19 protein-coding genes and 1 tRNA gene are annotated in these 17,943 nt (G+C 34.3%); 12 read left to right on the top strand and 8 right to left on the bottom strand.

From position 1 onward, the window contains the following. Window positions 1-36 precede the first annotated feature (36 nt). A complete protein-coding gene (locus tag IE051_RS05050; RefSeq protein ID WP_373294332.1) occupies window positions 37-375 on the top strand; it encodes a hypothetical protein in 339 nt (112 codons plus the stop codon). Window positions 376-392: 17 nt separating this feature from the next. Here IE051_RS05050 and ric read toward each other — a convergent pair whose 3' ends face one another. Together ric and IE051_RS05040 are read right to left on the bottom strand one after the other, a co-directional pair. Continuing rightward, window positions 393-1,115 carry an iron-sulfur cluster repair di-iron protein gene (ric, locus tag IE051_RS05045; RefSeq protein WP_189359685.1) on the bottom strand — a complete coding sequence of 241 codons (723 nt, stop codon included), beginning with the start codon at window positions 1,113-1,115 and terminating at the stop codon, window positions 393-395. Between the two features lie 153 nt (window positions 1,116-1,268). Next, window positions 1,269-1,772, bottom strand: coding sequence for a c-type cytochrome (locus IE051_RS05040; RefSeq protein WP_189359684.1), 504 nt, complete (start codon window positions 1,770-1,772; stop codon window positions 1,269-1,271). Between the two features lie 115 nt (window positions 1,773-1,887). On the opposite strand from IE051_RS05040, the gene IE051_RS05035 reads away from it, so the two are divergent. Next, a complete protein-coding gene (locus tag IE051_RS05035) occupies window positions 1,888-2,319 on the top strand; it encodes an RrF2 family transcriptional regulator (protein WP_189359683.1) in 432 nt (143 codons plus the stop codon). Between the two features lie 2 nt (window positions 2,320-2,321). Here IE051_RS05035 and IE051_RS05030 read toward each other — a convergent pair whose 3' ends face one another. Then, window positions 2,322-2,861 (bottom strand): alpha-ketoglutarate decarboxylase, encoded by a 540-nt coding sequence (locus tag IE051_RS05030; protein WP_189359682.1) that lies wholly within the window; start codon window positions 2,859-2,861, stop codon window positions 2,322-2,324. Window positions 2,862-3,014: 153 nt separating this feature from the next. Between IE051_RS05030 and IE051_RS05025 the strand changes: the two genes are divergently transcribed. Together IE051_RS05025 and odhB are read left to right on the top strand one after the other, a co-directional pair. Then, the gene (locus tag IE051_RS05025) at window positions 3,015-5,759 is read left to right on the top strand and encodes a 2-oxoglutarate dehydrogenase E1 component (RefSeq protein ID WP_189359681.1); all 2,745 of its coding nucleotides are present in this window, start codon (window positions 3,015-3,017) and stop codon (window positions 5,757-5,759) included. Window positions 5,760-5,792: 33 nt separating this feature from the next. After that, window positions 5,793-7,004 carry a 2-oxoglutarate dehydrogenase complex dihydrolipoyllysine-residue succinyltransferase gene (gene odhB / locus IE051_RS05020; RefSeq protein WP_189359680.1) on the top strand — a complete coding sequence of 404 codons (1,212 nt, stop codon included), beginning with the start codon at window positions 5,793-5,795 and terminating at the stop codon, window positions 7,002-7,004. A 490-nt stretch (window positions 7,005-7,494) separates the two neighbouring features. On the opposite strand, the gene IE051_RS05015 is transcribed toward odhB, so the two are convergent. After that, window positions 7,495-8,127 carry a response regulator gene (locus tag IE051_RS05015; RefSeq protein ID WP_189359679.1) on the bottom strand — a complete coding sequence of 211 codons (633 nt, stop codon included), beginning with the start codon at window positions 8,125-8,127 and terminating at the stop codon, window positions 7,495-7,497. Window positions 8,128-8,149: 22 nt separating this feature from the next. Next, complete coding sequence (locus IE051_RS05010) at window positions 8,150-8,590, bottom strand: retropepsin-like aspartic protease (protein WP_189359678.1); 441 nt, start codon at window positions 8,588-8,590, stop codon at window positions 8,150-8,152. Between the two features lie 83 nt (window positions 8,591-8,673). Here IE051_RS05010 and IE051_RS05005 point away from each other — a divergent pair, with 83 nt between their 5' ends. Together IE051_RS05005 and IE051_RS05000 are read left to right on the top strand one after the other, a co-directional pair. Continuing rightward, window positions 8,674-9,441: a TatD family hydrolase gene (locus tag IE051_RS05005; RefSeq protein ID WP_189359677.1), complete on the top strand. Its 768-nt coding sequence runs from the start codon at window positions 8,674-8,676 to the stop codon at window positions 9,439-9,441. A gap of 3 nt (window positions 9,442-9,444) precedes the next feature. Beyond that, on the top strand, window positions 9,445-10,482 hold the full coding sequence (locus tag IE051_RS05000) for an asparaginase (protein WP_189359676.1): 1,038 nt from the start codon (window positions 9,445-9,447) through the stop codon (window positions 10,480-10,482). A 12-nt stretch (window positions 10,483-10,494) separates the two neighbouring features. Here the strand turns inward: IE051_RS05000 and IE051_RS04995 are convergent, their stop codons facing one another. Next, entirely contained in the window at window positions 10,495-11,940 is a 1,446-nt protein-coding gene (locus tag IE051_RS04995; RefSeq protein ID WP_189359675.1) for a carbohydrate porin, read from the bottom strand. A gap of 466 nt (window positions 11,941-12,406) precedes the next feature. Here IE051_RS04995 and IE051_RS04990 point away from each other — a divergent pair. The 6 genes from IE051_RS04990 (at window position 12,407) to IE051_RS04965 (ending at window position 15,686) form a co-directional block, all read left to right on the top strand. Further along, window positions 12,407-12,494 (top strand) — tRNA-Ser (locus IE051_RS04990). Window positions 12,495-12,567: 73 nt separating this feature from the next. Further along, the gene (locus IE051_RS04985; RefSeq protein ID WP_189359674.1) at window positions 12,568-13,335 is read left to right on the top strand and encodes a MotA/TolQ/ExbB proton channel family protein; all 768 of its coding nucleotides are present in this window, start codon (window positions 12,568-12,570) and stop codon (window positions 13,333-13,335) included. A gap of 20 nt (window positions 13,336-13,355) precedes the next feature. After that, a complete protein-coding gene (locus IE051_RS04980) occupies window positions 13,356-13,787 on the top strand; it encodes a hypothetical protein (protein ID WP_189359673.1) in 432 nt (143 codons plus the stop codon). Window positions 13,788-13,790: 3 nt separating this feature from the next. Then, window positions 13,791-14,378: an ExbD/TolR family protein gene (locus IE051_RS04975; protein WP_189359672.1), complete on the top strand. Its 588-nt coding sequence runs from the start codon at window positions 13,791-13,793 to the stop codon at window positions 14,376-14,378. A 15-nt stretch (window positions 14,379-14,393) separates the two neighbouring features. Beyond that, the gene (locus tag IE051_RS04970; protein WP_189359671.1) at window positions 14,394-14,870 is read left to right on the top strand and encodes an ExbD/TolR family protein; all 477 of its coding nucleotides are present in this window, start codon (window positions 14,394-14,396) and stop codon (window positions 14,868-14,870) included. A gap of 123 nt (window positions 14,871-14,993) precedes the next feature. Then, window positions 14,994-15,686, top strand: a complete 693-nt coding sequence (locus IE051_RS04965) for a porin family protein (RefSeq protein WP_189359670.1) — start codon at window positions 14,994-14,996, stop codon at window positions 15,684-15,686. A 158-nt stretch (window positions 15,687-15,844) separates the two neighbouring features. Here the strand turns inward: IE051_RS04965 and IE051_RS04960 are convergent, their stop codons facing one another. Continuing rightward, complete coding sequence (locus IE051_RS04960) at window positions 15,845-16,450, bottom strand: hypothetical protein (RefSeq protein WP_189359669.1); 606 nt, start codon at window positions 16,448-16,450, stop codon at window positions 15,845-15,847. After that, window positions 16,450-17,910, bottom strand: coding sequence for an RNA polymerase factor sigma-54 (gene rpoN / locus IE051_RS04955; protein WP_189359668.1), 1,461 nt, complete (start codon window positions 17,908-17,910; stop codon window positions 16,450-16,452). Before rpoN ends, IE051_RS04960 begins: the two co-directional genes overlap by 1 nt. Window positions 17,911-17,943: the final 33 nt, after the last annotated feature.

Raw genomic sequence — 17,943 nt, 5'->3', positions numbered from 1 at the left:
TTTGGCCAAAATAATATCTCGATTATGCAGATGCCCATGTCATTTGACCAATTAATAACTGAAGCAAATCAATTGGATTTGTACAAAAAGCTTGTTTTCCAGTTAAATAAGGATTTTAAATTGGCAAATATTGATTTAGATTTGCATGAAGATGTTTTGCCTTCTAGTTTAAAACTCTTGCTTCACGAAACGATTTTTAAATTAATTCAAGAGAAGTTTACAGAGTATCTTAACTTACTGTATATCATAGACGTTTCTGAAAGTCAGGTTAGGGCCTTAGACGGTGAAGACGTTTTAAAACTATCTGAAGAGGTTTCATTTTTAATTTTGAAACGTGAATGGCAAAAAGTTTGGTTTAGGAATATGTATTCCTAAACCAAACTTTTTTAGACTTAAAGTGATTCAAAAGATTTTTCTAGTTGAATTGCTTTTGGGTGTAAAATATTATTTTCTAAATGTATGTGTCGATGTAAGTCTTGTTCAAATTCATCTAGTTTGGCATACAGGGCTTTAAACGTATTACAAGCGCCATCTGGTGGGGTATAATTGTTGCTAAGTTGTGCAATGACTTTGAAAATATCGCCTGCTGATTCATGTTCAGTTTCCATCATTTTAATGGGGTTATTAACCGTTGAAAAAGGCGGTATTGTTGGCTTGGCGCCTTCTTTCTCAAATTGAAGCAATTTTTTGATATAAGGAAACAAAATGAGTTCTTCTTTTTCTAAATGCGCACCCAATTCATTGGCAACTTCTGTAAAAAGGGTATTTATTTGCACAACTTCGGCATAATGATGACCATGCACATGAGCTACCCTATTGGAATATTGAAGAAGTAATGGAATAGATTCTTTAACGTAGCTATGATGAATATTGACTATATGGTCTATTAAAAAATCTAAATGCCAAGAATTATAGTCATAAGCTTTTGGAACCTTATCAACTTCTAGTAGTTCTGATTTTATTTGTTGGAAGTCAAGGTCTTTTTTATTGCAGGCTTTTTCTATTGAGACGCCCCCTCCGCAGCAAAGATCTATACCATGTTTCTTAAATATGTGAGCTGTTTTTATGTTTTCAGCAACGACCTCGGCTACAGTTTTGTTTTCTATAGTTAACATATAATTTGATTAAAATTTAAAAAAGACAAAAACATCTTTTTTATTTCAATTCAAAAATATCGAATTACGTTTTGGTAAAACATGACATTTGTTAGGCGCGTTTTCAGCCCAGGGTTAAATTTGCCAATGCAGTGTATTTAATAGTAAAAGTGATTATTTTAAAGTTCTGAAATATTCTAAAAGCGCTCTAGCATCGTCTTCAGAAATTTGCTGATCTTGCATTATGACGGAGTTATATTCTAAAAATGCAGCTTTTGCTAAGGGGTCTTTTTTAATCATTTCTAAAGGGTTTATAATCATGTTCATAACCCATTCAGGAGATCTACGGTCCAGAATACCATGCATTGGGGGACCAGTGAATTTTTTATGTGTTCTATGGCATGAGGCACATTTCAATTTAAAAATGGTTTTGCCTGCTTTCGCCAAAGTTTTGTTTATGTCAACAGGAATAGATAAGGCCTTTACAGGACCAATACCTTTGTTGTTTAAGTCTAAGTTTTTTTTACTTTTATCTTGTTTTGAGTTGCTATTAGAACCTGTATGCTCCATTTTTTCGTTTTCATAAGAAAATTGCTTCTTCGCTTTTTCTTCATTGCCACCACAACTTATTAGAGATAGACTTATCAGTAGAAATAAATACTTTGATATTGTTTTCATGAATGCAAAATTGACTAGGCTAAGCTATTTAATTAAGCCCCCATTTTATATGATATAAGTCATTAAAAGAAAGGTTGATAATTTGTTATATTTACAATTAATTTAATTCATTCTTTTGTTTTCAAACTCTTCTAAGTACGCTATCAAGGCCGTTTTGTTTTTAAGTTTACATTCCAGTGACTCGAATAAGGTCATGGTAAAAGACATAACAAAGCCTATAAACGTACCTAAGGCCTATTTGGCTAAATTACTTCAGGAATTAGTAAAGGAAGATATTGTGTCTTCAACAAGAGGTCCTGGTGGTGGATTTTACATGAGTAAACAGAATAACAACCAAAAAGTAATTCGGATTCTCGATGTTATTGATGGTGAGAAGAAATTAACAAATTGTTTGCTTAGTTTAGAGGAATGTCATGCTGATAAACCCTGTCCATTACATAATCTTTTGGGGCCTTCAAGACAAAATATTTTGAACTTACTAAGAGAAAAGAGTATTTCTGATTTGGCCTTAGCTGTAAAAAAAGGAGAGGCTTTTTTACCATTGTAATATTAGAAATAAACCCTAAAGAAAGGCGCCCATGAGTTTGTATAAATACTTCTGTTTTCGTCAAATAAAACATCATATCTAATACCAAAAGTAACATTGCCACTTCTATATCCAGCACCTAAATATAGTGCAGGTAACCAATAATTCTCATTTCTTAAATTCAATCGATCATCATAATTTCGGTCAACGTTAAGCTGTTCAAATTCTGCCGAAATTTGCAATTGAGGAATGACATTGTACAGCCCAATTAAGCTAGCGCCAAAAATAGTGGATTTGTATACGTTTTTCTGGCTATTAAGCGTGGCGTTTAGACCAACACCAAGAGCAAATTGGCTATCGAATTGATAAATAGCACTGGGTGCAAGTGTTCCACTAAAAAATTCGTTACCAAAGCTAAGTCCTATATTTCCACCAAACCTGACATGGTTCCAAAAATCACTTTTGACTTTCGTTTCTTGCCCTGAACTATATTGTGTCGAAAACGTAAGGATAATGAGAATTAATCCAATTTTTTTATTAATAGGGTAAAATAAATTATACATAATGAGATATCATTAAAAAATTAACAACTTTTTGAACATATGTGTTAAAAGTGGATTACACTCTATAAATATAGTCAAAGAAACATCTAATTTTAGTAAAAGTTGTATTTTTGGCAAATATTTTGAAAAACCTACAAGGGATTAATACGAGCAATGGATAAATTTTCATTTTTAAATACAGCACACACAGCATATTTTGCCGATTTATACGACCAATATTTACAGAATCCAGATACAGTAGAGCCAAGTTGGAGAGCCTTCTTTCAAGGTTATGATTTTGGCAGTGAGAATTATGGAATGGATGGTGAAATTGTTGAAGGGGTATCGGCTCAAATGCCAGAACATGTCCAAAAGGAGTTTAATGTTGTTAGGCTTATTGATGGCTATAGAATGCGTGGGCATTTATTTACTAAAACAAACCCAGTTAGAGAACGTCGTACCTATTCTCCAACTTTAGAAATAAGCAATTTCGGACTTTCCGAAAACGATTTAGATACTGTTTTTAACGCGGGTGAAGTTCTTGGAATAGGTGCTAAATCTTTACGAGAAATAATAAATCATCTTGAGCGTATTTATTGTAGTTCTATAGGTGTGGAGTATATGTACTTAAGAAATCCTGAGGTGATTTCTTGGTGGCAATCAAAATTGAATGAAAACGATAATCAGCCCAATTTTTCTCCTGAAACTAAAAAGTATATACTTTCAAAACTGAATCAAGCGGTAACGTTTGAGAACTTTTTGCAGACTAAATATGTGGGTCAAAAACGTTTTTCTCTTGAAGGTGGTGAATCTTTAATACCTGCAATTAGTAATGTGCTTTTTTATGCCGTAGAAAAATATGGTGTAAAGGAGTGTGTCTTAGGTATGGCGCATCGTGGTCGTCTTAGTACCTTAGTAAATATTTTCAGAAAACCAATGAACGAACTTTTTAGTGAGTTTGATGGTAAAGACTTTGAAGATGAAAGTATTGATGGTGATGTTAAATACCACCTAGGTTTAACGCTTGATAAAACGTATCAAAACGGTAAGAATATAAAAATGAATTTAGTGCCTAATCCTTCGCACTTAGAAACTGTTGCTCCAGTTGCTGAAGGGATTACGCGCGCTAAGATTGATAATGATTATGATGGAGATGATTCTAAAATCATTCCTATTATAGTGCATGGTGATGCGGCTGTTGCCGGTCAAGGGGTGGTTTATGAAGTGGCACAAATGAGTCTTTTAAATGGTTATAAAACTGGTGGAAGTATACATATAGTGGTCAATAACCAAATAGGCTTTACCACAAACTATTTAGATGCCAGGTCAAGTACGTATTGTACTGATGTGGCTAAAGTAACTTTGTCTCCAGTATTGCATGTTAATGCTGATGATGCAGAGGCCGTGGTACATTCAGTTGAATTGGCCTTAGAGTATAGAATGCGATATAAAAAGGATGTGTATATTGATTTATGTGGCTATAGAAAATATGGTCATAATGAAGGTGATGAGCCAAGGTTTACACAACCAAAATTGTATAAGAACATTGCTAAGCATAAAAATCCGTTTAAGATATATGCTGACAAGTTAATTGCTGAGAACACTATTGATGCGGGATTTGCAGAGCAAAGAGTTGCCGAGTTTAAAAACACACTTGAGAGAGAGTATGCTATCTCTAAAGAAGCAGAATCTTCTAAGGTAAGAGAGTTCATGTTAGAACGATGGCAAGGGTTTGAGCGTAAAGGGCTTGATGCCATGCTTGAAAAAGAAGATACCGCTTATGCTAAAGAAAAGCTTGAAAATATTTCAAAATTAGTATCAACCGTACCTGAAGGTGTTAAGTTTTTGCGTAAGGCAGAAAGAATACTTCAAGGAAGAGCTAAAATGGTTTTTGAAACGGATACTTTAGATTGGGGAATGGCTGAAACTCTGGCTTATGGTAGTTTAATGGAAGAGGGATACAATGTTCGTATTTCTGGACAAGATGTGGAGCGCGGTACCTTTAGTCATAGGCATGCTATCTTGCGTGATGAAATTTCAGAAGAGCGTATTAATTTATTAAATACCAATCCAGAGAATAAGGGTAAAATGGATATTTATAATTCCTTTTTATCAGAATATGGTGTGTTAGGATTTGACTATGGTTACGCTATGGCAAATCCAAATACTTTAACCATCTGGGAAGCGCAATTTGGAGATTTTAGTAATGGCGCTCAAATTATTTTCGACCAGTATTTATCGGCTGCAGAAGATAAATGGAAGTCTCAAAATGGAATAGTAGTGCTATTGCCTCACGGTTATGAAGGACAAGGCTCTGAGCATTCATCGGCAAGAATGGAGCGTTATTTACAATTGTGTGGTAATGACAATATGATAGTTGCTGATTGTACAACGCCAGCAAACTTTTATCACTTATTACGCCGTCAAATGAAGCGTAATTTTAGAAAGCCGCTAATAGTACTAACACCAAAAAGTTTATTACGCCATCCAAAGGCAGTATCTTCCTTAAATGAATTAGCTTCAGGTACTTTTCAAGAAGTTATAGATGATACAATTACTCCTAGCAAGGTTAAGAAGTTGGTATTTTGTACTGGTAAGTTTTACTATGAATTATTGGCAGAACGAGAAGCATTAGAAAGAGATGATGTTGCTTTAGTTAGAATTGAGCAACTATTTCCGCTACATGAAGCTAAGTTGGAAGAAGTCATTAAGAAATATCCTAATGTTGAAAAGTATGTTTGGGCTCAGGAAGAACCCCAAAATATGGGTGCATGGAGTTACATGCTACAGCGCATGAATTTGGTCAAATTGGAAGTGTGTGCTAGACCTTATAATTCAGTACCTGCACCTGGTTCAAGTACAAGAGATAAAAGAAGACAACGACGCGTAATAAATGCCGTTTTTGATACAGAACAATAAAACAGAAATTAGATACCATTAAAATTATAAAGAATGATTTTAGAAATGAAAGTCCCTTCTCCGGGAGAATCTATTACCGAAGTAGAAATAGCAACATGGTTAGTTGAAGATGGAGATTATGTTGAAAAAGACCAAGCTATTGCTGAGGTTGATAGTGATAAGGCTACTCTTGAACTACCAGCGGAAGCGAGTGGAACAATTACGCTTAAAGCAGAAGAAGGAGATGCTGTTGCTGTAGGAGCCGTAGTGTGTCATATAGATACTAGTGCTGCAAAACCAGAAGGTGCAGATGCTTCAGCCGAAACGCAAAAAGTGGAAGCTCCAAAAGCAGAAGAGGCAAAACCAACTAAGCAAGACGTTAAAACGTACGCAACGGGTAGTGCTAGTCCAGCGGCAAAAAAGATTTTAGCCGAAAAAGGCATTGAGGCTAGCTCAATTTCTGGAACAGGAAAAGATGGACGTGTAACTAAAGAAGATGCAGTTAATGCTGTGCCTTCTATGGGTACTCCAACAGGTGGTAGTAGAGGTGCTTCTAGAAGTAAAATGTCTATGCTACGTAGAAAAGTGGCTGAACGTTTGGTAGAAGCTAAAAATACAACGGCTATGTTAACCACATTTAATGAGGTTGATATGTCTCCTATTTTTGCATTGCGTTCTGAGTACAAAGAAACCTTTAAAGCAAAGCATGGTGTTGGTTTAGGGTTTATGAGTTTCTTTACTTTGGCAGTAGTTAGAGCTTTAGAAATGTACCCTGCTGTGAATTCTATGATAGATGGTAAAGAAATGCTTTCTTATGATTTTTGTGATATAAGTATTGCTGTTTCAGGTCCAAAAGGGCTTATGGTACCGGTAATAAGAAATGCTGAAAATTTAAGTTTCAGAGGTGTTGAATCTGAAGTGAAACGATTGGCACTTCGGGCGAGAGATGGACAGATCACTGTTGATGAAATGACTGGAGGGACATTTACCATAACCAATGGAGGTGTTTTTGGAAGTATGTTGTCAACGCCTATAATCAACCCACCACAAAGTGGTATTTTAGGAATGCATAATATTGTTGAACGTCCTGTTGCCATAAATGGAAATGTTGAAATAAGACCCATTATGTATGTAGCACTTTCTTATGATCATAGAATTATTGATGGAAAAGAAAGCGTAGGGTTTCTAGTAGCTGTAAAAGAAGCTTTGGAAAACCCTGTGGAGATCTTAATGAATGGTGATGTGAAAAAGGCTTTAGAGCTATAGTTAAAAGCTAATATATTAACGAAAAAGGTGTTGTATTTCTTGATACAACACCTTTTTTGTGATTAAGAGTGACTAAACAATTAATTATATAAATAGCAATAAAATATTTACGAATATTACAGCAACTACTATAATACTAAGACCCACAAAACAACACTTATCAAAAAAGCTATTACGTTTGTTCATTTCTAGGTTTTCTAACATACTATGTTTTATATTGTTAAAGCTTAAAATACTCTGCACCATTACAGTGCAGAGTAAAAAAGTAATTCTCTCTCAAAAGAATTAATAGCACTGTAAAGGTAAAATTCATTTATGGTTTAAAAAATACGCACTAGTACGTATTTCTTTAGGGTAACTGTAAAAATGCAGAAAGCTCCAAATCTAAGTGATTTAGAGCCTTCTATAATTCTCCCTAAGAACTAATTAATAGCACTGTAAAGGTAAGGCGTTACATTAATATAAACAATACGCACTACTACGTATATTTTTAAAAATAGGCTTTATTTGTGTTGGCCCAAATAGATAGTGAGGCCGGTTTATTATCTAATTCTAGTTTCTTTACTATATTACTGCGGTGTTTGTCTACTGTCCTAATAGATATAGATAGCTCATCAGCAATTTCTTGACTTGTTTTTTTATTACAGATAAGTTTTATGATTCTCAGTTCAGATTTAGTAAGGGTATTGAGAACTTCTGGTTTATGTTTTATAGTACTAGAGTTGAGATGAGAAGCAATTTCTTTACTAAAATAGGGCTTGCCGTTCATAACGTGTTCAATACATGTCTCAATTTCTTCGACCGCAAATTCTTTTAAAATATAGCCATAAACGTTATACGCTAGAGCTTCGTCATATAATTCTTCTTCTTTATCAAAAGTTATTAGGATGATTTTAGTAGGCAAATCATTTTTTTTACAAGCTTCTGCAATTTCTAGACCTGTTTGATGAGGCATTCTTATATCTAGAATAGCTATTTCCGGTTTAAGTTTTACAATTAAGTTATAGGCTGAATTGCCGTCACCAGCCGTTCCTACGATGTTGTATCCTTTGGAGGATAGAAAATCAGATAACCCGTGTAAGATAATCGGATGGTCATCTGCAATTACAATAGATGTATTCATTTAATATCACAACTTTTCTTTTTTATATCTTTAAATATAGATATTTCTTTTCGTAATCAATGATAGCTTTTGACTTTTTTAATATATCTGCACCTATAATGCCATCAACTGGTTTGGAATTATGGTTAATTAAGGCCGTATTTACATGAGTTAAATCAAATAAGACCAAAGCGACTTTATTGTTGGACCATTTTCCAATTTTTACCTTATTTTTTTTTGCCATTTTAGTGTCCATATCTGTAGCGCCCGCACCAGCAGCTTTAATGAGTGACGCCTCAGCTTTTAAATTAAAAGTGTCAATACCCTCAAAGCCAACGCAAGAACTTGATGCTCCTGTATCTAAAATAAACAACCCTTTTTCTCCATTGATTGTTGCTTTTATTTCGAAATGATTCGTTTTTGTAAGGTGCAGTTTGACCTTTGTATATCCCTTTTGGAGCAGAAATTCTTGAAGGTTTTCCATCTAATTGATTTTGAGCAAATATAATCATGTAAAAACAATTATTTTTACCAAATAGAATAGGGTTACATTTAAACAGCATTGAATTGATAGTTACAGACACACATACACATTTATACAGTGAGGCTTTTGATGAAGATAGAGATGAAATGATAAAAAGAGCGATGGATGAAGGGGTCTCAAGATTCTTTATTCCGGCCATTGATTCTACCTATACGAAGTCCATGTTAAAATTGGAAGAAGCTTATCCAAATAATATGTTCTTGATGATGGGTTTACATCCAACACATGTAAAAGAAAACTATTTAGAAGAATTAAGTCATGTTGAAGACATGCTTAATAGTCATAAGTTTTATGCTGTAGGTGAAATTGGAATTGACTTATATTGGGATAAATCAACTCTTGAAAATCAAAAAAAGGCCTTTCGCCATCAAATTAAACTGGCAAAACAACACAAATTGCCAATTGTTATTCATTGTAGAGAAGCATTTGATGAGATATTTGAAGTCTTAGAATTAGAAAGAGATAATGATTTATTTGGTATTTTTCATTGTTTTACTGGCAACATAGCGCAAGCGCATAAAGCAATTTCATATAATATGAAGCTTGGTATTGGAGGGGTTGTAACATTCAAAAATGGAAAAATTGATCAATTTTTAAGTCAAATAGAACTAAAGCATATTGTTTTAGAGACAGATGCACCTTATTTATCGCCAGTCCCATACAGAGGTAAAAGAAATGAGAGCTTTTATATTCTGCAAGTGTTGGATAAGCTAGCTACGGTATATGGAGAATCTATTGAGACTATAGCCAAAATAACAACTCAAAACTCAAAAGAAGTTTTTAACGTGTAAGCTATGAGTACAGCCAAAGCAAATATTTTGTTGATTTATACTGGTGGAACAATTGGTATGATTAAAGATTTTAGAACGGGCGTTTTAAAAGCTTTTGATTTTAAGACACTTTTGGAAAAAATACCGGAATTACATCTTTTAGATTGTAATATTGATACTGTGTCTTTTGAAAAACCTATAGATTCTAGTAATATGAATCCTTTGTATTGGGTGCAGATAGCTGAACTAATTGAAGATCATTATGAAGCGTTTGACGGTTTTGTTGTGTTACACGGAAGTGATACCATGAGTTATACAGCTTCCGCGTTAAGTTTTATGTTAGAAAACTTAGAAAAACCGGTAGTCTTTACAGGGTCACAATTGCCTATTGGCGATTTAAGAACAGATGCCAAAGAAAACTTAATAACTTCAATACAAATGGCGTCGTTGCAAGAGAATGGTATGGCAGTAGTAAAAGAGGTTTGTTTGTATTTTGAATATAAACTATACAGGGCCAATAGAACAACGAAGCTTAATGCTGAACATTTTCAAGCGTTCGCCTCTTACAATTATCCGGAATTGGCCGAATCTGGTGTGCATTTAAAAATTAATAACGATTATTTATACAAACCTAACCTAAAGCATAAGCTTAAAGTTCATAAGTCTCTTAATGAAAATATAGCTGTTATAAGGTTATTTCCAGGTATTTCTGAAACGCTTTTAAAAAGCATTTTCGCCGCTCCTAAATTAAAAGCTGTAATTATTGAAACTTATGGTTCTGGGAATTGTACAACTGAAAAATGGTTTTTGAATATTCTTCAAGAACATATTGCTCGCAGAATTCACGTAATAAATATCACGCAATGTTTGGCAGGACGTGTTATGATGGGGCGTTATGAAACGAGTAGTGCTCTTAAAAATCTGGGTGTAATTTCGGGACATGATATGACCATGGAAGCGGCTATTGCCAAATTAATGTTTTTATTGGGAGCAGGTGTTTCTCCAACCATGTTTAAATCTGCCTATGAAATGGATTTGCGAGGTGAACTTTCAGACCATTAAAGTGGACAAGGTCTAATTCCAAATCCACCATTCTGCTTTAACTCCAAAATAAGTACCCCATGATTTTGGTCCTGTAAATTCAAGGTAAGGTGAGTAAAGTGTCTCTTTCGCAAAATCATTATACTTGGCAACACTAGCTACAAATCTTATATGTGGTCGCGCCCATATATCTTTTTTTCCGGTTGGAACGTATATGGGGATGACACTAAATTTGAGCATGCTCGCTATTGGATTTGTCCCATCCTTGCGCTGAGAATAATGCAATTCAGTGGCTAAATGAAAAAAGTCTGAAAAATATATTTCATCCCGTGCTCCTATTGTAAAATCCTGTTTTCGATTAAAAACCTCCTTACCAAAATACGTTTCGGCCATGTGTTTTGAGTCGGCGGCGCCCCGACTTTGGGTAAAAACAATATAGGGGTTTAGGGTGTTATTTTCAGACAGATTAAAAACGGCGTGATTTACTATTGCTAAGGAGTATGCTTTTTTAAAGCTGAGTGTTTCTAGGTCTGGCGCACCATAGGTTAGCCAGGTTTTAGAAAGTCCTCCGTCGCCGCCATTGGCAATGCCAGTACCATAGCGAATTGAGAAATCGTTAAAAGAGCCCTTTCTCATTTTTTTAAACTTTGTATTTATGCGCGCTCCTAAAACATAACCCCGATCTGAAGGGAAGTTTACGGTCTGCTCAATACTATCAATTTCAACATCAAAATCACCATCGGGCATATTGTGATATTCGGCTAACAAAGTGATTCTATTCTCTTTGTTTACATCAATATCGTGCTCTAATACATAAACCATACGTTGCCTTAATGCAGTACTGGGGGTTCCCGTTTTTATATTGAGATAGAAGTAAGGCGGTACGGTGGCTGTGGTGTCCGTAGAGGTCACAAAAATTTGCGCAAATCGGGTTTTTTTATATTCTACGCCAAATCCTTGCCCAGAATGATCATTAAAGTAAAAATGATCTGCTATATGTAAATCGGGACCACGATATAATCTTGCGCCTACCCAAATATTTAAATCTTTACCGCCAATATTTCTTGCTTGAACGAACATTTCTGGAATGGCCAGAGTAAGTCCTCCGAGATTGGTCGTGGAGGTATTGGCAAAACCCGTTAAGCTGTTTGAATATAGGGAAAGGCGCACTTGAGCATTAATTTCGGTGGAATCTCCTTCTTTGGGTCTGAAGCGAAAGGAAGGCGCTACTTCCAAATAATCTTGCTCTTCCATACGTCCACCTATACTTCCCATATTATTTAGGTTTAACCTTCTTCCAATTGTTCTGCCGTTTTCAAAGGACCAATCGGCTCCAACACGACCATAAGATCCTATTGAAACGCTTTTGTTTGAGACATGGTCGTATGCAATTTGTGCATGTAGAGAAATACTTAAAAGAATCATCAAAATACTAAAGTAGCGATTTAATATAAGGCTTTCAAAACGTCTATTTGTCATTGTATTCTTGGTTTTATGATGCTCTCTTTCTACTTTTAATTTGAAAAGTTACGTGTTGGGGATAGATGAATTCAATGGTGCTTTGTAATATTTTTACTAAAGTTAAAAAAAAATCAATGCGATAGCTCATAATTATTAATCCGAATCGGGTTATTAGTAATTTAATTTAGTTCAGCCACGAGTTAGAGACGCGTTTCTTAAATAAAAAAACGAAAAATTTCTGTTATAAATATGGTATTAGTATTATTCTCATTTATGTTAAGAATAGCGGCAGGAAAATGAAATTATATACTTACTGAAACGGTAACCAGGTTTTGATTAAAATTTAATTTGGTTGTAAAGTATTCAAAACCATACATGAAATGCTTTTATGACAAGAAATGTGCTAAAATTAACTGTCAAAATTTTAGTGTTCAAAGTTTTTTTTGTTATTTGAACCCCTGTAATAAATGTCTTTTAGATAAACAGAGAGGTGGCCGAGTGGTCGAAGGCGCACGCCTGGAAAGTGTGTATACCTCAAAAGGGTATCGAGGGTTCGAATCCCTTTCTCTCTGCTATTTTTTTGTCGTTTAATTGCTTTTTTTTTTTATCTTTAACACTTTAACTAATATAATTAAGATCTAGAACATGAAAAGATTATTTTCTATCCTTGCCATTACAGGAATGATGGTATTTGGAACTGCTAATGCAACTACAATTGCAAACACGACTACAGCTGTAACTACTGTAGCAACTATGACCCAAGATGAAGCACCAGCTGAAGAACTTGGATTTCATCAAGAATTAAAAAAGAGGTTTATTGAAGGAGGCGCCGGATTCATGGGGATTGTGCTTTTATGTTTAATTCTAGGTTTAGCAATTGCTATAGAGAGAATTATCTTTTTAAACTTATCTACAACAAATACTAAGAAATTAACGCAAGCCGTAGAAGATGCCTTGTCTTCAGGAGGTGTTGAAGCTGCAAAAGAGGTTTGTAGAAATACAAAAGGACCTATTGCATCTATTTACTATCAAGGTTTAGACAGAACTGACGAGGGACTGGACGCTGCAGAAAAAGCGGTAGTTGCTTATGGTGGTGTACAAATGGGACAATTAGAGAAAAATGTTTCATGGATCTCATTATTTATCGCACTTGCGCCAATGCTTGGGTTCATGGGTACGGTAATTGGTATGATTCAAGCCTTTGATAAAATTGAAGCTGCAGGAGATATGCAACCTTCACTTGTTGCCGGTGGTATTAAAGTAGCACTTTTAACAACTGTATTTGGTTTAGTAGTGGCGATTATTCTTCAGATTTTTTACAATTATATTATTGCTAAAATTGATAGTATTGTTAACAACATGGAAGATGCTTCTATCACGTTAATGGATCTATTAATTAGAAATAAGAAGTAATAATCTAAAACTATAAAATTATGGGTTTACATAAAATTTTAAAAATAGTAGCGTTTGCGCTTGCTATTCTTGGTGCGATTTTTGCACTGACCATTATGGCCGGTGATGACGATACTGCACTTAGTATGAGCGGTAATATGCTTTATGTTACTTATGCAGTGCTAGGTATAGTATTAGCATTGGTTGTAATATTTGTTATAAAGGGTTTGTTTGCTGGAGATCTTAAAAAGACCCTTTTAACAGTAGGAGCATTTGCGGCAGTTTTATTTGTATCTTATGGTATATCATCTGGTACAGATTTAGACTTAACACCTTTTACAAGTAAAGGTATGGATATAGACGAAGGAACTTCTAAAATTGTAGGAGCCGGACTTTATGCATTTTATACTTTAGCTATAGTGGCCATTGGCTCTATGTTGTTAGGTGGGGTAAGAAATATATTTAATAAATAAATTATGGCAAAAAGAGCAGCACCAGAAGTAAATGCAGGCTCCATGGCCGACATTGCTTTCTTATTATTAATATTCTTCTTAGTAACAACTACTATTGAAACGGATTCGGGAATTAACCGTAAGTTACCTCCTATTGAAGAATCAGATGAGGATGTTATTATCAAGCAAAAAAATATTTTTACCGTTTTATTAAACGGTAAAGATCAGTTGCTTGTTGAAGATGAAATAATGGAGTTAAAAGACCTTAGAGCAGCCGCTATCGAATTTTTAGATAACGGTGGAGATGGTTCATGTAACTACTGTCAAGGTAGTAGAGATCCTAAGTCTTCTGATAATCCTGATAAAGCTATTATTTCATTGAAGAATGAGCGTGAAACGTCTTACAAGACCTATATCGCCGTTCAAAATGAATTAGTTGCGGCATACAATGTATTAAGGGACAAAAGAGCAGCAGCAATCGGAGAAGGTTCTTTTACGGAGATGGAGGCGAATTATAAAGATGTCAATTGGCCAGGAAATAAGGAAAAGTTAAAAGAGAAGATTGATCAAATAAAACTTGATTACCCTCAAAAGCTTTCGGAAGTACAATAATTAACATTTAATAATATGTCTAAATTTAAAAAGAAAAAAGGAGGCGAAATGCCAGCTGTAAATACGGCATCCTTACCGGATATTGTTTTTATGTTATTATTCTTTTTTATGGTTGCAACAGTAATGAGGCAAAATACCTTAAAGATAGATAATAATTTACCATTTGCTGATCAAGTTGAAAAATTAGACAAGAAAGATTTGGTAATGTACATTTATGCTGGGAAGCCAAGTGCAAATTACAAGCAGTTTGGTAACGAAGCAAGAATTCAACTTAACGATGATTTTGCTGGAGTTAGAGATGTAGCTGCTTTTATTGCTGCAGAACGAGCTTCTAAAAGAGAAGAATTAATTCCTTTTTTAACTACTGCTTTAAAAGTAGATAGTGACGCTAATATGGGATTAATTGGAGATATAAAACAAGAACTACGTAAAGTTAATGCCCTTAAAATCAATTATACAACGAAGAAAGGTAGTGTATTTGGAAGAGATTAATTTTACTTAAGTAAAAAGTATGAAAAAAGCGTTTTGTTTATTCAAAACGCTTTTTTATTTTTTGTAAATTTCGATAGGCTTATATGACTTATTTATGCCTGTTTAATTTAGCTATTCTTTTTGATGAAATATGTGATTATTGTTTTCTGTTATTTAATTGGTGTCACATTATGTACAGCGCAAGAGGAAACAATTAAGGAAGTAGATTCTCTTTATCGAGAAGATCAATTCTACGCTGGTATATCCTATAATATACTTATTAATAAGCCTATTGGCGTTACCCAAAGTGGATTCTCTTTTGGGTTTGATTTTGGGTTTATTAGAGATATGCCCATTAATAAAGCTAGAAATTTGGCTTTTGGTATTGGATTAGGCTATTCTACTAGTGGTTATAATCAAAATATATTGATGACAAGAGGGGAGGACAATAACTTTAACTACACTTTATTGGATGATTCCCAGACGTATTCTAGAAATAAGTTTAATACGCACGTCATAGAAGTTCCTATTGAGTTTAGATGGCGTACATCTACACCTGTTGATTATGACTTTTGGCGTATTTATGCGGGTTTTAAAGTGGGTTATTTAGTGTCTAATGTATCTAGATACAAAGGAGATCTAGGTGATATAAAACAACATAATAATGGTGACTTTAATGACTTTCAATACGGGTTAACTTTAAGGGCAGGCTATGGTACTTGGAATTTTAATGTGTATTATGGATTAACTCCACTCTTGTCTGACAAGGCTCAGTTAAATGGAAGCCCAATTAAAATGAATGATATTAAAGTAGGCCTAGTGTTTTTTATATTATAGTCATAATTCGGTTAAAGCTTATAATTTAAGCATTTTACGCGTTCTTTTTTGCAGCGGACTAGCTGCGCTTTTTAAGGGTTTAATAAAGATGTTAAACAGGCAGAATAAGACGGGGTCGTATCTATTTATATATTGCAATAGAAGTTTAATGGGGGTACCTATAGCCAATAAGGTGTAAGTATAATTTGTGGTATTATGCCAATAAAAATTCCAACTATAAGTTCTTTAAACGAATGCGCTCTTAAATGTAATCTTGAAGTTGCTACTGCACCAAGAATAATGGCCATTAGGGCAAGCGTTCCATTTATATTAATGCTAAAATGTATACTTAGTGCTATAAAAAACATGAAAAGACCTGCTACACCAATCATATGAATACTAGCTTTAAATTTTAACAAAGCGAGCATTAAACACGACATGTTTGAAACTAGAATGCCTAAAAAGAAAAAGTATAATTCAAAGGCCTGAGCTGGTGAAACAATACGTTGAATGGCTATAATTATAACAATACAATTTAGAATAAGGGGGTATATGCGTTCTTTAGTTGAACTTAGGTGCATGGAACGTACCTTTCCTAAGGTTTTTAAAAGAAAATAAAGTAAAATAGGAAGCAGAATGGTTAGTATTATTAAGGATACTAATTTCGCTTGAATAACCTCAGGAGCAATAAATCGTGGGGATTTTGAATAATAAAAAATGACACCTAATAGTGGCATTATTAATGGATGAAAAATATATGAGATACTCTTTAATATCCTATCCATTATATTTTTTTTCGTAAACGCGCCACTGGGACATCCAATTGTTCTCTATATTTAGCAACGGTTCTTCTGGCAATAGGATAGCCTTTTTCTTTTAAAATTGAAGCTAGTGTTTCATCTGTTAAAGGCTTTTTCTTATCTTCTTCTTCAATTACAGTTTCAAGAATTTTTTTAATTTCCTTTGTGGAGACATCTTCGCCTTGATCATTTTTCATGGATTCTGAAAAGAAATCTTTTATCAATTTTGTACCATAAGGCGTGTCCACATATTTACTGTTTGCTACTCTTGATACGGTTGATACATCCATGGAGATTTCATCGGCAATATCTTTTAAAATCATGGGTTTCAAGTTGCGTTCATCACCCGTCAAAAAATATTCTTTTTGATAATGCATTATCGCACTCATGGTTACAAATAATGTCTGCTGTCGCTGTTTAATGGCCTCTATAAACCACTTTGCAGCATCCAGTTTTTGCTTAATAAACATGACGGCATCCTTTTGTGATTTAGACTTATCCTTTGAATCCTTATAGCCCTTAAGCATATTATTGTATTCGCGAGATACGTGCAGTGCAGGTGCATTTCTTCCATTCAATGTAAGTTCTAATGCTCCATCAATTATTTTAATAGCAAAATCAGGAACAACATGTTCTACTATGCGGTTATTTCCTGCGTAAGAACCCCCTGGTTTTGGATTTAAATGTTCTATTTCTCCTATAGCATTTTTTAATTGCGATTCGGTAATGTCGAATTTCTGAAGCAATTTTTTGTAGTGCTTTTTAGTGAATTGATCAAAGGCGTTATCAATGATGTTAATTGCCAATTCCGTATTCTGAGTTTTTTGTTTTCTATGTAATTGAATGCTTAAACATTCTTGTAGGTTTCTTGCACCTACACCAGCGGGGTCTAATTGCTGAACAATTTTTAAAACTTTTGTAACTTGTTCTTCCGTTGTATAAACGTTTTGTGTGAAGGCTAAATCATCTGTGATATCAACAAGTTCTCTTCGTATATAGCCACTTTCATCAACACTTCCCACTAAAAATACGGCTATATCATGCTCTTCTTCTGATAATCTATAGGTATTTAATTGATTGATTAAATGTTGAGTAAATGAGGTCCCTGCTGCATATGGCATGCTTTTTTCTTCGTCATCTGGACTATAATTGTTTACCTGAGTTCTATAGTCAGGAATTTCATCATCGCTTAAATACTCATCAACATTTATATCTTCTGTATTTATAGTTTCATTATCATTAAGGTCTTCTGCGGTGTTGTCAAGATCGGCGTCTAAATCATTTTGTGTATCCTCTTTACCGCCCTCTAAAGCTGGGTTTTCCTCCAGTTCTTGCTTCAAACGTTGTTCAAAAGCTTGTGTTGGCAACTGTATTAATTTCATCAACTGAATCTGTTGCGGCGACAGTTTTTGCGATAATTTAAAGTGTAAATGTTGTTTAAGCATGTTGTATTAATTACCTGATATCAAAAATAAATA

This window comes from Algibacter mikhailovii (genome assembly GCF_014651495.1).
Lineage (GTDB): Bacteria > Bacteroidota > Bacteroidia > Flavobacteriales > Flavobacteriaceae > Algibacter_E > Algibacter_E mikhailovii.
Note: the sequence above shows the minus strand (reverse complement) of the source record. Positions and strands in the feature narration are given on the sequence as shown.